Source organism: Coprococcus sp. AM100_B19A, from assembly GCF_027662015.1.
In the GTDB taxonomy this organism is placed as follows: domain Bacteria; phylum Bacillota; class Clostridia; order Lachnospirales; family Lachnospiraceae; genus Allocoprococcus; species Allocoprococcus comes.
The window spans coordinates 210364-224631 of record NZ_JAQDKN010000003.1 but is presented as its reverse complement, the minus strand read 5'-3'; the positions used below and the strand labels follow the sequence as shown (position 1 = coordinate 224631).

At 43.7% G+C, this 14268-nt stretch carries 11 protein-coding genes and 1 riboswitch; all 11 genes read right to left on the bottom strand.

The genetic code is table 11. The features are described from left to right. Position 1: 1 nt before the first annotated feature. Positions 2–1039 carry a FecCD family ABC transporter permease gene (locus PGQ33_RS04665; protein WP_173825591.1) on the bottom strand — a complete coding sequence of 346 codons (1038 nt, stop codon included), beginning with the start codon at positions 1037–1039 and terminating at the stop codon, positions 2–4. A 15-nt stretch (positions 1040–1054) separates the two neighbouring features. Continuing rightward, positions 1055–2260 (bottom strand): ABC transporter substrate-binding protein, encoded by a 1206-nt coding sequence (locus tag PGQ33_RS04660; protein WP_173825593.1) that lies wholly within the window; start codon positions 2258–2260, stop codon positions 1055–1057. Positions 2261–2291: 31 nt separating this feature from the next. Further along, complete coding sequence (locus PGQ33_RS04655) at positions 2292–5138, bottom strand: hypothetical protein (protein WP_270205353.1); 2847 nt, start codon at positions 5136–5138, stop codon at positions 2292–2294. Positions 5139–5413: 275 nt separating this feature from the next. Continuing rightward, positions 5414–5609: riboswitch (cobalamin riboswitch) on the bottom strand. Positions 5610–5903: 294 nt separating this feature from the next. After that, positions 5904–7604: a [FeFe] hydrogenase, group A gene (locus tag PGQ33_RS04650; protein WP_117822865.1), complete on the bottom strand. Its 1701-nt coding sequence runs from the start codon at positions 7602–7604 to the stop codon at positions 5904–5906. Positions 7605–7616: 12 nt separating this feature from the next. Then, positions 7617–9485: an NADH-quinone oxidoreductase subunit NuoF gene (locus PGQ33_RS04645; RefSeq protein ID WP_008371805.1), complete on the bottom strand. Its 1869-nt coding sequence runs from the start codon at positions 9483–9485 to the stop codon at positions 7617–7619. Next, on the bottom strand, positions 9475–9960 hold the full coding sequence (locus PGQ33_RS04640; protein ID WP_022220742.1) for a complex I 24 kDa subunit family protein: 486 nt from the start codon (positions 9958–9960) through the stop codon (positions 9475–9477). The genes PGQ33_RS04645 and PGQ33_RS04640 overlap by 11 nt, the downstream gene beginning before the upstream one ends. A 253-nt stretch (positions 9961–10213) precedes the next feature. Further along, the gene (locus tag PGQ33_RS04635) at positions 10214–11137 is read right to left on the bottom strand and encodes a LysR family transcriptional regulator (RefSeq protein WP_270205352.1); all 924 of its coding nucleotides are present in this window, start codon (positions 11135–11137) and stop codon (positions 10214–10216) included. Between the two features lie 62 nt (positions 11138–11199). Further along, entirely contained in the window at positions 11200–11961 is a 762-nt protein-coding gene (cobK, locus tag PGQ33_RS04630) for a precorrin-6A reductase (protein WP_270205351.1), read from the bottom strand. Beyond that, complete coding sequence (locus tag PGQ33_RS04625) at positions 11958–13016, bottom strand: cobalt-precorrin 5A hydrolase (protein WP_055246531.1); 1059 nt, start codon at positions 13014–13016, stop codon at positions 11958–11960. The genes cobK and PGQ33_RS04625 overlap by 4 nt, the downstream gene beginning before the upstream one ends. 5 nt (positions 13017–13021) lie before the next feature. Then, a complete protein-coding gene (locus PGQ33_RS04620; RefSeq protein WP_008371815.1) occupies positions 13022–13360 on the bottom strand; it encodes a cyclic-di-AMP receptor in 339 nt (112 codons plus the stop codon). A gap of 141 nt (positions 13361–13501) precedes the next feature. Then, a complete protein-coding gene (locus PGQ33_RS04615) occupies positions 13502–14188 on the bottom strand; it encodes an ABC transporter ATP-binding protein (protein WP_270202818.1) in 687 nt (228 codons plus the stop codon). Positions 14189–14268 lie beyond the last annotated feature (80 nt).

Sequence of the window (14268 nt, the reverse complement as noted above, 5' to 3'; positions counted from 1 at the left end):
TTTATTTCCCTTTTCTTCCTTTTATCATCATGAAAATTACGATCGGTGCACCAAAGATCGAAGTCACAGTACTGATATTCAGCTCCAGTGGTGCAAATGCCATACGCGCGATCAGATCACATCCCATACAGAACACCGCCCCGCCAAGGAATGTTGCCGGTATCACAACCAGCGGTTTTGCCGTCCCGAGAAGATGCTTGATCAAGTACGGAACTGCGATTCCAACGAATGAAACCGGTCCTGCAAATGCGGTCACACATGCGGAAAATACACTGGAAAGCAGAATCAGAAGCACACGGAACACACGAATATTGACCCCCATACTCTGCGCATACATTTCTCCCAGCTGATACGCTCCGATCGGCTTTGACAGGAAAAAGGTAAGGATCAGTGTGATTCCTACCATAAGCGCTGCTACCTTTACATTGCTCCAGCTCATACCGGAAAAGCTTCCCTGTGACCAGCCATGCAGATTCACGATATCTGAATCCTCCGCAAAAGTCACTACAAAATCAGTTACTGCCGAGCAGATATAACCGATCATGATTCCGCCCACCAGAAGAGTTGCCATATTCCGGATTTTTCTTGCAAGAAGCAGGATAAATCCAATTGAAAGCATAGATCCGATAAATGCTGCAATGATCAGTATATAAGATGATACCAAAGTGTAATATTTTAAAAAGATGATCATCGCCAGAGCGACCATCATCTTTGCACCCGAAGAAATCCCCAGTACATACGGTCCTGCGATCGGGTTGGAAAAAAATGTCTGCAATAAAAATCCGGAAAGGGCAAGTGCCCCTCCCAGAATCCCCGCCATCAGGACACGCGGAAGACGGATTTTCCAGATAATATTCATCTGCACCTGTGTTCCTTTTTTCAGAAACAGGATCCGTAAAATCTCAGGAACCGAGATCTGTACATTTCCGGTATTGATGTTCAGCACTACGATCATGCAAAAAAATGCTGCCAGCACCGCAAAGACTCCCATATATCTTGTATTCCTTTTCCAGTTATTTTTCATTCCTGCCTGTCCCATTTTCTTCTCCGTTTTCTATTTTACATGGTATAAAAATGTCATCTTGCTTTCATCGCCGCCTGTCAGCATCAGATTCATATCCGTGATCAGTTCCCCAACGATATCGGTTGCCTGATACAGATATTTACCGGTACACCATACATTTCCTTCTTTGACTGCTTTGAAATCAGAAAAAAGTGCATCTTTTTCTTCCAGATCTTTTACACTGTTGATTGGATTATCGATACTTGAATTATAAATCAGATAATCTGCATCCGCCGCCTGTGCGTAAAACTCTTCCATTGTAAGTTTTACTGCTGAAGTATTACTGTCATCGCCAGTCAGATCATCGAATACATATCTTCCACCGGAAAGTTCGATCATTTTCGGAATATAATCATCACTTCTTCTTACTACCACCGTTCCGTCACTGCTTACATAGAAAAATGCAACTGTCTTCTCGGTATTCTTAAAATCTTTGAGCGCATCGACATTTTCCACCTGCTTTTCAAAAAATGCATCCGCTGCATCTTCTTTATTCAGCATTGCTGCATAAAGTTTGATCCATTCAGTTCTTCCTAGAGGATGCGATTCATAGCTGGACCGGTCGATCATCACCGGGATATCCAGAGATTCGATCATCTCCTGTACCTTCGGTGTGTGAAGGATCATGGTCGATTCGATGGCAAGATCACAGTCTTCGTCTACCAGCATCTCATAATCCGGTTCACTGTATTTCCCTGCAAATTTCATTTTCCCGTCATCCATCGCTTTGACTGCATTTTCAATATACCATCCGGAAGCCTGGGTACCTGTCATTGTGATATTATCCAGAGAATCGATCGCATTAAAAAGTGCCATTGCAGATGTCGCCGCAAGATAAATATGATCCAGCGGCTGCTGAAGGATCACGTAATCCTCCTCGGCTCCATCCGGCACATCCTGATTTTCCGGGACGACCAGAAATTTTGCATCGTCTTTGATATCGATCATCTTATAGCCGTCTTTGTAGTAATATACCTGAAAACCTTCGGCATATTCCAGATCCATCGCGGATTCATAAGTGAGTCCGTCAATCTCCGGACCTTTTTTTTCTTTGGCACTTTCTTTCGTACTGCTGCTTTCTGTTTTTTTTGTATCTGTTGTATTCTTTTTCGTCTGCCCGCATCCGGTCAGTGCTGCCGTCCCAAGCAGCACTGTACTCAAAAGAATGCACCCCAGACGCATCGTTCTCTTTTTCATTTTCTACCTCTGTATCCAAAAAAGAATCTACCTAGTTTTTTGCAGAAGAATCTGTACTGTCTGTCTGCGCGAAAATTGCCTCGTAAACCTTGCTCCACTCTGCTTTTGCATCATCCTTTTCCTCATCTGCTGACCGGTCAACGATCATCGGAACATCCAGAAGAACAAATTTTTCTGCCAGCTCTTCGTATCTCTTCTGCTGATCTTCTACCGACATTTTCTTCTCATTCTTTTCATCCGGAAGAATTTTATTGGAAAGGATTGCAAGATCACACTTACTCTTCATCAGTTTTTTATTTTCCGGTTTCTTATAGGTTCCTGCATAAATGATCTTCTTAGCTTTCATTGCTTTTGCAATGCCTTCTACCTTACAGTTCTTCTGTTTTACCCCTACTGATGTAATCTGGTCTGTTGCATTCAGCTTATCCAGGATTCCCAGTACTTCCTCTGAACCTACATATGCAGACTTCTTTGGCTTCTGGATCACGATCATTTCTTTATCCAGACCTGCCGGAATTTCTGCGTCTTCCGGGACGATCAGATAACGGACGATCTTTGCTTTGTAAAGCGCAAGCTGTTCTTCCTGTGCCGGTGTCAGTCCGGAATCTGTATCTTCTTTTGTATCCTTTGTCTTGGTCTCTTTTGTATCCTCATCTTTTCTCTGATCGATTTCTAAAAGAGTGATTCCCTGATCATAATGATAGATCTTGAAGTACTTAGCATGCTCTACCTTTGTCTCAGACTGATAAGAAAGTCCCATGATTTCCGGCGCTTTCTCATCCAGTGTATCTGCACTTAAATTGGTCTCCCCACTTACTGTAGTTCCGTCTGCTTTTGCTGCAGCACTTAGGTAAATGAAAATCGAATAGCTGATTTCATGCGCTGTTGACATCTTGGTTGTCATACCGATGATCGTATTGTTCTTGTTCAGTTCTACCGGAATGACAAATGTAGACGTACTTCCGGTTGCTGTCGGATAATAGGTATTTCCATTCGCTTTTACATAGCCATAAGAACTACTGCTAAATACAATGGTAGCATATGCCTGACCGCCTGTCACGGTAATCTTGGTACAACTGATACTGACCTTTCCGGTTCCACCTGACCAGGAAAATTTATCCGGTGTATAGACACCGTCTGCAAGTGTTGTTGCACTGTTTACACGGGCAGTTCCACCATTTAAATCTGCCTCGTATTTGGATTCTTTGTCCGGGGTCTGGTTTGTGCCTGTGCCTCCGGAAGTGGTGCCGGTTCCAAAGTTGGTGTTCTGGCTGGTGTTATTTCCCTGGTTGGTGTTGCCATTATTTCCAGTAGTTCCATTTGTGGAATTGCTATTGTTCAGATTCTTCATGCCTGCTGAGGCGAATGTCAAGGTACGGTCATACCATACTTGCTTTTTATGAGAAAATGCTGCCACTGAAATTCCTGTGTCTAATAAAGAAACCGGAATCGTATAGGTATACATACCATTTTTGTCCACAACATAAGGAATCCACTTGGACTTATCTGCAAGTGCTGCTTCTGCACTTGTTCCTACATACAGATAATCATATCCTGTACCACTGAGTGTAATTTTTGCAGTCATCTCTCCATTTTTTGATGTTAAGATGCAATCCGTAACTTTAAACATGGATGAACTTGAAGTTACGTTTACTTTATAAGAGCCATCACTTACCTGAACATATTTGGTCATTCCTTCTGTCTTGAATGTTAATGTACGATCAAACCATTTACCACCTTTTTTCCCATGTGCTGCAATCTGAATCCCAGTATTCATGCTTTCCACCGGCACTGTAAATACACATTTTCCTTCTACAATTTCTTTAGGCGCAATTAACTGATCTTTTGAAGCTTTTTCAGCATCCTTAGCGGTTCCCACGTATAAATAATCATATCCTGTTCCACTAAGTGTAATATCTGCCTGCATCTTGCCACCAACAGATGTCAGCACGCAATTTACTACACGAAACATTCCACTAGCTGAAGCTGCATCAACATCTACTACATACTTTCCAGTATCCAGTACGTTCTTGTCCTCATTTCCCGGTTTCTGGTTTTCGCCACTTCCGGTTCCCGGTTTGTTCTCTCCTGAATTGCCTCCCTGTTCAGGATTTTCTGTGTCGTCTTTTTTATTTTCTGCTGACGATGAGATATGAAGCGTGTAATCTCCGTCTGCTTTCCTACTCTCCCAACCGTTCTCTTGGCTATGTGGTACAAAGGCAACATCCGTTCCATCTGCTGACAGTGGAAGTTCAAACGTAAATATATACCCTTTGCTTGTTCCCGTTCCAACTATCGCCTTTTCTTCTTTCCGTTCAACTATATCAGCTTTACTTCCAATATAAATTTTATTGTAAGTTTTACTCTCTGTTTCTATCGAAACTTTCAGGTGATCATTTTCTTTTACAACAGAAGACGATCCAACCTTAAACATTTCAAAATCACTGGTAACATTTTTCGCTTCCTGCGTCTTCACTTCCCCGGCATTTTCCGCCGTTTCTTCCGACTTAACCTTCTGCTCCTTTGCAGCCTTCTCTTCGCTCTTTCCGTCTTCGCCCGCTTCTTTTTTCTCTGCCTCAGTTACATTCCCTGTTGCCGCATTTTCTTCTGCTTTCGGCTCTTCCTGACTCTTCTGATTCTCGTCCGTTCCCTGTCCGGCAGTCGTTTCTTCTTCCTGTCCAGTCACTTCTTCAGCCGGCTGACCTGCTGCGTCTGCCGCACCGATTTTTCTGTCTGTTACTTCTACGGTCTGCTGACCTGATTCTGTATTTTCTACTCCTGCCACTGCACTGTCCTCAGCGTAAGCATAAGAAACCGGTGTAACCGACATTGCAACTGCCATGAAAAGTGCAAGAAACTGTTTTGAATTCCTCTTCATAATCCAACTCTTCCTCCTGATGTCCTGATCTTTTGTCGCTTGACAGCTCGATGATGTACATTCGCCAAATTCAGTTCCTCGTGCAAGCATAAATCTGCACTTGGCTCATCGTATGCAAAAAAATCTGCTTCCTTTTTCCTGAAAGCAGACTTCACCTACATCCTCTGCCACCGGAACTCTTTTCCGTATATATGGCAGCACAAAAATCTTGCTTTCATACTCAGTATGAAGCAAGATATCATTTCTTTGTGTATGTAAACACGCTTTCATCGGAAGCAATTTACTCTCTTTCAGCAGGTCTCCTGGCTTATGGATCTTAACAAAGCTGCACCTTCTCACATTTTTTATGCAATGGCTTGCCGCCGCTTTGCTCCTCATTTACAGTGACCGGATCGCTCAGGACTTTCACCTGATTCCCTTTTAAGCCGACCAGAAATTCTTCTGCCTAGCACTGAAAAAGTTTCTTTATTTATTCTTACTCACTATAACAGATATGTTTCTTCTTGACAAGAGTCATCTTTCCTGGTTTATTTCCCTATTTTTCCAAACTCTCCATTAAAAATCCCGGAAGTTTTTGTTTCAAAATCGACACCTTAATGACTATATGTTTATCATAATTTCATGACCTACTTCATTTATATATAGAAAGCGAAGGGGATCGAAATGAGAAAAAAGTGCCAGTGAATGTATGGAAATATTCTGAAATAAGACAATGCAGCCGCCAGATCGACGACTGCATTGTCTTATACTCTTTTTCGTACAATTTTATTTTTTCGCTGCCTCAAAATTACGATGAAGTAATTCGTGGGTCTTTCCTTTCAGAAGTTCATCATATAATGACAGGATCAGCGGATTCTCATTCGACTTCTTAATCTGCGTATTGATATCGGTATCATACAGGCCTTTGCTTCTGGCTATCCTGCTTCTCGGACCTGCCGGGACTGGCTGTCCGCCACCCATGATACATCCGCGCCTGCATGCCATAACCTCAACAAAGTCGTAATGTACCTCGCCCTTCTGGATCTTCTTCATCAGCGCATCTGCATTTCCAAGTCCACTGACAACAGCTGCATGGATAGTACGTCCGTTGTAATCAAACTCTACTTCTTTCAGTCCTTCTTCTCCACGAACTCCACTGAATTTGATCTTATCCATTTCCACACGGTTATGTCCTTCACGAAGGCGCCTGAGTACGGCTTCTGTCACACCACCGGTTACTCCGAAGATCACACCTGCACCAGATCCGATACCAAACGGCATATCGGATGCTTCGATCTCCAGATTTTCAAAGCGGATACCGGATTTCCGGATCATTGTAATCAGCTCTGTTGTAGTCAGTACATAATCAATATCCTGTTTTCCATTCGTGGAAGATTCCGGTCTTAAAATCTCTTCTTTCTTTGCAGTACACGGCATGATCGATACAGAAACGATTCTCTTTCCACCATTCTTTTCCGGATCTTTATAGTATTCACGGATCACAGCACCAAACATCTGCTGTGGTGAACGGCAGGTTGACAGATTTTTTGCCAGATCCGGATAACGGTTCTCACAGAATTTTACCCATGCCGGACAGCAGGATGTAAATAATGGGAGATTTTCTCCGGATGCAAGTCGTTCAAGAAGCTCTTCAGATTCCTCGATCACCGTAAGGTCTGCACCATAAGAAGTATCATAAACTTCATCAAATCCAAGGCGGTGCAACACATTGACGAGTTTTCCCATCACATTTTCCCCTCTTGGAAGGCCGAACTGATCGCCGACTGCGACCCGGACTGCCGGTGCGATCTGTGCGATCACCTTTGTATTCTTATCTGCAAGAAGGTCCCAGATCACTTCGATATTGGTATTGATACTGATCGCACCTGTAGGACAGACAACCCTGCACTGTCCACAGTTTACGCAGTCTGTCTCTGCAATCTTTTTGTTAAATGCCGGTGTTACCAGAGCCTTTGTTCCCCGGTATGCAAAATCAATCGCATTAACAGACTGTACATTGTCGCACATACGGACACAGTCACCACAGAGAATACATTTATTCGGGTCACGCACGATTGACGGTGAACTGAAATCCAGTGGATACTGTTCTTTTGTATTTTCAAATCGGACGGTTGTGACGCCCATACGGTGTGCCAGCGCCTGAAGCTGACATTCTCCACTCTTGATACAGGTTGTACAGTCTCTGCAATGTGCAGCAAGTAAAAGCTCCAGAATCATCTTACGATATTTCATAAGACGCGGAGTATTCGTGTAAATGACCATCCCATCTCTTGGCGGTTCTGAACAGGATGCAAACGTCTTTCCTCTCTCATCTTCTACGGTACACAAACGACAGGCTCCATACACAGACAGTTCTGAATGGTAGCAGAGTGTCGGTATATCTATATCTGCATTACGGATGACAGAAAGTACATTCGGCTCATCTGTAAACTCTACCTTCCTTCCATCTATTGTCATATATCCCATGACTCATTCCTCCTATTTCTCGATATGAATTGCTTTAAACGGACACTGTTCCATGCAGGCTCCGCACTTGATACATTTCTCCTGATTGATATGATAAGGAGATTTCAGCACGCCTTCAATTGCACCTGCCGGACAGTTTCTTGCACACTTCGAGCAGCCCTTGCATATCTCCGGATCGATCTGGAATTTACGCAGATTTGAACAGACACCTGTCCGGCAGCGTTTCTCGTTGATATGTTCCAGATATTCCTCTTCAAATGCATTCATGGTACTGATAACCGGTTTCGGTGCGCTCTTTCCAAGTCCGCAAAGCGCCGTACTCTCAATCATATCTGCCAGTTCACGAAGCTCGTCCATATCGGATGGTTTTCCGTTTCCTGCTACAATACGCTCCAGGATTTCAAGCATTCTCTTTGTACCTTCACGGCAAGGAACACATTTTCCACAGCTTTCTCTCTGTGTAAAACTCATGAAGAATCTGGCAACCTCTACCATACAGGTATCCTCGTCCATGATAACCAGACCGCCCGAACCGATCATTGCCCCGATCTTCGCCAGTGAATCAAAGTCCATCTTACTGTCCAGCTGATCCTCGGTCAGACATCCACCGGACGGACCACCGATCTGTACTGCTTTGAATTTCTTGTCATTCTGGATTCCACCGCCGATGTCATAAATAACTTCGCGCAATGTAATTCCCATTGGTACTTCGATCAGTCCTGTATTTCTTACATTACCGGTCAGTGCAAATGCTTTCGTTCCGGGACTCTCTGGTGTACCGATTCCTTTGAACCAGTCTGCACCATTTGTTACGATCATCGGAACATTGGCATAGGTTTCTACGTTATTAAGAACAGTTGGTCTTGCCCATAATCCCTGCTCTACTGTACGTGGCGGTTTTACTCTCGGCATTCCACGTTTTCCTTCAATGGATGCCGTCAGTGCGCTGCCTTCTCCACAGACGAATGCACCTGCACCACGGTTGATATGTAAATGGAAACTGAAATTGGTTCCAAGAATGTTGTCTCCTAAAAGTCCGATTGCCTCTGCCTGGCTGATCGCTGTCTTCAGTCTTTCAATCGCAAGCGGATATTCTGCACGTACATAGATATAGCCTTCCTGTGCCTGTACTGCATATGCTGCGATCATCATGCCCTCGATCATACGGTGCGGATCACCTTCCATGATACTTCGGTCCATAAATGCACCCGGATCACCTTCATCACCATTGCAGACCACATAGCGGATCTTTTCTTTCTGGGAAGCAACCTGCTGCCACTTTCTGCCGGTGCGGAATCCGGCACCTCCACGTCCACGCAGATTCGAATCATAGATTGTCTGGATCACTGCTTCCGGTGTCATCTCAAAGAGTGCCTTTTCGATTCCGGCATAAGCACCGACTGCAAGTGCACCCCCAATATGCTCTGCGTCGATATGTCCGCAATTCTTCAGTACCAGTCTGGTCTGCTTTGCGTAGAACGGAATCTCTTCCTGTGACGGATAGGTCACTCCATCCATTTTGTAGAGAAGTCGCTCTACCGGTCTGCCACCCAGGATTGTTTCGTTATAAATCTCTTCGCAGTCTTCCAGTTTTACTTTAATATATAAATAATTATATGGCTCAATTCTTACCAGAGGTCCCATCTCGCAGAAGCCATGACATCCACTCTTCATAACCTTTGTATGTGCGATTTCTTCCCCGATCTTTACTTCTACCCCTGTATGATCTTTTGTCAGTTCTTTTAACTTTTCATAAATCTTGCCTGATCCACTTGCCAGACATCCGGTTCCCCCGCAAACCAGTACTCTGCAGTCAGCCGATTGTTTTTTCTGACATTCAATACGATATTCCTTCAATTCCGTTCTGTTTTCAATTTTCATTTTCTTCACCTCTCAGTTCTTCAAGAAGTTTGATTACCTTCTCCGGTGACATCTTCGGATGTACTTCATCATTAACTGTGATCGCAGGTGCAAGTCCACAGGCTCCAAGACAGGATACAGTCTCTACTGTAAAAAGCATATCGTCTGATGTATGCTTGTGCTCATTTAACCCCAGCTCTTTATACAGCGCTTCCAGGATCGGAATGGATTTACGCACATGACAGGCTGTTCCGTCACAGACCTTGATCACATACTTTCCTTTCGGTTCAAATGAAAAATTCTCATAAAAGCTTGCCACACTGTACGCTTTTGCCTCTGTAATCCCGATCTGTTTTGCTACATAGGTAAGCAGTTCCGGTGGAAGATAACGGTATTCCTCCTGAATATCCTGAATGATCGGTATCAATGAGCGTTCCTCCCTTGTATGCATGGCAATGATCTCATCCGTTTTCTGATAATAAGATGCATCTAACATTCCATTTCCTCCTTCGTCATATTGTACATTTCCTTCTTATTATTCTATTATTTTTATGACATTATAACATATATCTATAGTTTTCGTTTATACGTTTCATATATGATAGCTATATATTTTCCAATATATAATAATACAAGAATCAAAAGTATTAGTATTTGTGAATAGACGGATAAATGTGTACCCAGCTCATCAAATACACAAAAAGAGCAGAATGGATATATCTTGGTCCGATATATCATTCTGCTCTCATTTACATCATTTCACGGATTGTTTCTTTTAAATGCTCAATAAATTCTCTTTCGTACAATTTTTTCTGATAACCCTTTTTGTAGATCAGCACATCCCGGATCATCTGTCTGGAAAATCCGGCATGCTTCTGCACCAGATTGTAGTTTTTCCTTAATTTTTCCGGTACTGGCGATACCCACATATAACTGTTTTTTACTTCCCGCAAAATATCAAACTGGCTTCCCCTTTCAAAAATATAAATTTTATTATGTGGATGAAGCGACTCTCCATTCTCACTCAGCTCGGTGTATTCTCCGGTCGGAAGTTTCCAGTCCCCATGCAGGATTTCCACACCATCTTCCAGTTCTTCTCTTGTCTTTAACTCCCTCTTTGCAAGATCTCCATCCGCAGAAGTTAAGATCACATACGGAAGCTCTGCCAGAAGTTCTGCATCCAGCCCTTTCAGATCAAGAAGCGACTGAAAATAAGGTTCATTCTCGCACAGATACCGGATGATTCCCATGGAATACCCGTTCTGCAACACATTTTCAATGGCATGCATAGAACTGTTTTCCTGAAATTCTGCTTTGATCGCCGTTTCCTTGCTCTGCATTCCGATAAACTCTGCAAATGCACTGGAAATGTAACTTGCCCTCGGAACAGTAATCTTAAATGAGAGATTTTCTTTCCCCAGATCACTGCAGTCCCTTTTCATTTCCTCTATTTCGTAAATGATCCTTTTGGCATACTCCAGAAATTTCTGTCCTTCTCTTGTCGCCTTAACTCCCTTTGACGACCGCTCAAAGATAGAAATTCCAAATTCCCGCTCCAGATGCTTGATCGCTTTACTAAGATTTGGCTGCGCCACATAAAGTTCCTTCGCCGCCTTTGAGATTGATCCACTCTTATCGATTTCAACTACATAATGCAAATCTGTCAGATTCATCTTCCCCATCTGCCTTTCTGATCTCTGACTTTATCTCCCCATAACTATTTTCTGAACTTTTATTACAGATTCTTTTCCAGCCATTTACAGACTTCTGAAAATGTTCTCCCTGTTTCTTTTGGTCTTCCTACCGCAACAAGAACTGCCCCTGTTTCCTTTGCTGCCTGTACCTTTTCTCCAAAGCCTCCGGCTTTTCCCGATTCTTTGGTCACAAAATATTTTGCGCCTGTCTGATGGATCGTAGCCACGTTCATCTCCTTTGAAAATGGTCCCTGCATTGCAATGAGATGCTTTCCTTCAAAGCCAAGCGCGACCGATTCCATAACCGCCTGCTCCGTAGAGAGGACTCGCGCAAAGCAGCGCTCTTTATACTCCGTAAGCTTTGTATATTTTATCAGTTCCTTGCTTCCGGTGGTAATCAGGATCTTTCCTTCTGTATTTTGCAGATATTCCACCGCATCTTCAACCGACTGCGCCCAGATCACCCTATCCGCTTCATCCGGCACTGCTTCCATCTTCTCCCGCAGGCAACGCAGATACTGCACACCGGAGATTTCGCAGGCCCTCCTTATCTCCCCAGTCACAAGCTGTGCAAATGGATGGGTTGCATCGATCACCAGATCGATCTGCTTTTCCTTTATCATCTCTGCCATCTGCCTCTGATCCATACGTCCAAAAAAGACTTCCGCATTCTCATGCTCTCCGGTACATTCTTTTCCATATTCGGTTGCGGCACTGACATAAACTTTTACATTTCTTCCATCTAGAAATTCCGTAATCCGCCTTCCCTCTGTTGTCCCTGAAAATATTAAAATCCGCTTCATATTCTGATCCTTACCTTCTTTTCTGCCACTGCTATTGTCACCCGATTCATGCACTGCTTCGGCATCAGAAGCCTGCCATCCTCTCCGGCTGCAAGAATCGCCGCCCGCTCACAGACATTGTCCACACCCGTGACCTTCCTGACAAACTCCGAATGGGAGCTGACACATTTAACTTTTCCCAACTCTTCTGCTGAAAACGTGTAAAATGGAAGCTTCCACTTTGCCGCATAAGAAAGTAATCCCTCTTCTTCTTTTTTCAAATCAATACTGTCGATCTCAATGACTTCCTTTTCTGTAAATCCAAGGATCTTTTTTGCCTCATTGACCGCGCTTTGGATTTCTTCTTCGGAAATCCCTTTGCGACATCCGATTCCCAGCACCAGGTTCTTCGGCGGAAGATCCAGAATCGTCTCTTCTTCCCGCCTTTCACCACTTCTTCCTGCAATCCGGATTCCATATGGATAGTTTCTGAGAAACTCTTCTGTTTCACATAGCTTTAATTCCTCCGGAAACTTTCCTTCTACTGGAAATACACTGTAAAGTCCAATCTTATTCCCATCCAGAACCACAGCTGAAATCTCCTTTGCCTTTTTCCGGTCTGTCAGTACCAGACCATTGCTTTTTGCAAATACATCTACTGCAAACTTTTGTTCTACATCCGTTGCTGTAGTAAGTACTGCCTGCGCATTTATTTTCTCCGCGATTTCCTTTGCAAGCTCTACAGCTCCGCCCACATGTCCCGACAGGAGCGGAATCACATAGCTTCCTTTTTCATCCATCACCAGAACCGGCGAATCGGTAAATTTGTCTTTCACATGAGGGGCGATCATCCGCACTGCGATTCCTGCCGCCCCGATAAAAAACAAAGCCTTCTCTCCCCAGAGGCTGCCTATCCAGCTTTTCTTATCTTCCGGAAAAGCATGAAATCCGTATAATCTGCAAAACCGTGTCAAAGTATACACTTTGACACGGTATCCGCTTTGTATGAAATTCTCTCTGACTTTACAGGCCATCTGACAGCCTGCATCTGTAAAACTCAAGATTACAATTTCCATAAACTTTAGTATTTCTCCATCTGCTCCACGTTCAGTACAAAAATCGTACTTCCGCCTACCTGCACATTGATCGGAACGGACGGTGCTGCGCTCATGCTGCTCTGTCCTGAGATCAATGCCGGGTTTGCATAAGTGATCGTCTTTCTTTCGCCAGAATTCTTCTTGATGATCTTCAGTGCCTCTGCTACCTTCTCATCATCCACTACAACCATGATCGTGGTGCTCTTTTTCTTCAGAAATCCACCGGTTGTAGCCAGCTTTGTTACCATGTATCCGGCAATATTCAGTTCCTCTATCGTCTCCAGTTCATCATCCTTATGCAGGATCGCCATAATCATCTTCATACAAAAACCCTCCTGTCTTATCTGGCTTTTGATGCCAGATCCCTTTTTCTTTTATTTTACCGCATTTACCTGGAAAGGTAAACGAAAATGTTGCATTTTAAAAGATTAGTTGAAATCCAAAACGAACTTTAACTTTGTGCATTACCTGTTACAATAATCTTCTTCAATCCTGCCATCCAGTATCCGGATCACCCGGTGTGCCTGACTGGCAATCTCTTCATCATGTGTGATGATAATAACCGTTCTGCCTGACCTGTGCAGTTCTTTCAGGATTTCCATGATCTCCTGTGTTGATTTCGTATCCAGATTGCCGGTCGGTTCATCGGCAAGAATGATCGGCGGTTTTGCGGCAACCGCTCTTGCCACCGCAACTCTCTGCTGCTGTCCTCCGGACATTTCATTCGGCTTATGCTTCATCCGGTCTTCCAGACCGACACTTTTCAGGGCTTCCATCGCAAGTTGCTTTCTCTCATTTTTTGACACCCCGCGGTATACCAGCGGAAGCTCTACGTTTCCAACTGCATCCAGATTACTGATCAGGTTGAATCCCTGGAAAATGAAACCGATCTCTTTATTCCGCACATCTGCAAGCTGATTATCTGTCATACTCGCCACATCCTGCCCGTCCAGAACATACTTGCCGGAAGTCGGTGTATCCAGACAGCCGAGCATATTCATCAGCGTTGATTTTCCCGAGCCTGAATGTCCCACAATCGCAACCAGGTCTCCTTTTTCGATATCCAGATCGATCCCGTCAAGTGCACGGACTTCATTCTCACCCGGATTGTAGATTTTCTTCATATTTTCTATATGAATCAATGCCCCCATAAATGTTCTCCTTTTCTTTTCGCTCTACTTTACGTTCCTGTTTTCAATATACCTTATTTTGAATCCAATCACAATGCTAT

Coding starts and splice junctions, on each gene's coding strand:
- PGQ33_RS04665 (WP_173825591.1), bottom strand. CDS start 1,039: ATGGGACAGGCAGGAATGAAAAATAACTGGAAAAGGAATACAAGATAT.
- PGQ33_RS04660 (WP_173825593.1), bottom strand. CDS start 2,260: ATGAAAAAGAGAACGATGCGTCTGGGGTGCATTCTTTTGAGTACAGTG.
- PGQ33_RS04655 (WP_270205353.1), bottom strand. CDS start 5,138: ATGAAGAGGAATTCAAAACAGTTTCTTGCACTTTTCATGGCAGTTGCA.
- PGQ33_RS04650 (WP_117822865.1), bottom strand. CDS start 7,604: ATGGGATATATGACAATAGATGGAAGGAAGGTAGAGTTTACAGATGAG.
- PGQ33_RS04645 (WP_008371805.1), bottom strand. CDS start 9,485: ATGAAAATTGAAAACAGAACGGAATTGAAGGAATATCGTATTGAATGT.
- PGQ33_RS04640 (WP_022220742.1), bottom strand. CDS start 9,960: ATGTTAGATGCATCTTATTATCAGAAAACGGATGAGATCATTGCCATG.
- PGQ33_RS04635 (WP_270205352.1), bottom strand. CDS start 11,137: ATGAATCTGACAGATTTGCATTATGTAGTTGAAATCGATAAGAGTGGA.
- cobK (WP_270205351.1), bottom strand. CDS start 11,961: ATGAAGCGGATTTTAATATTTTCAGGGACAACAGAGGGAAGGCGGATT.
- PGQ33_RS04625 (WP_055246531.1), bottom strand. CDS start 13,016: ATGGAAATTGTAATCTTGAGTTTTACAGATGCAGGCTGTCAGATGGCC.
- PGQ33_RS04620 (WP_008371815.1), bottom strand. CDS start 13,360: ATGAAGATGATTATGGCGATCCTGCATAAGGATGATGAACTGGAGACG.
- PGQ33_RS04615 (WP_270202818.1), bottom strand. CDS start 14,188: ATGGGGGCATTGATTCATATAGAAAATATGAAGAAAATCTACAATCCG.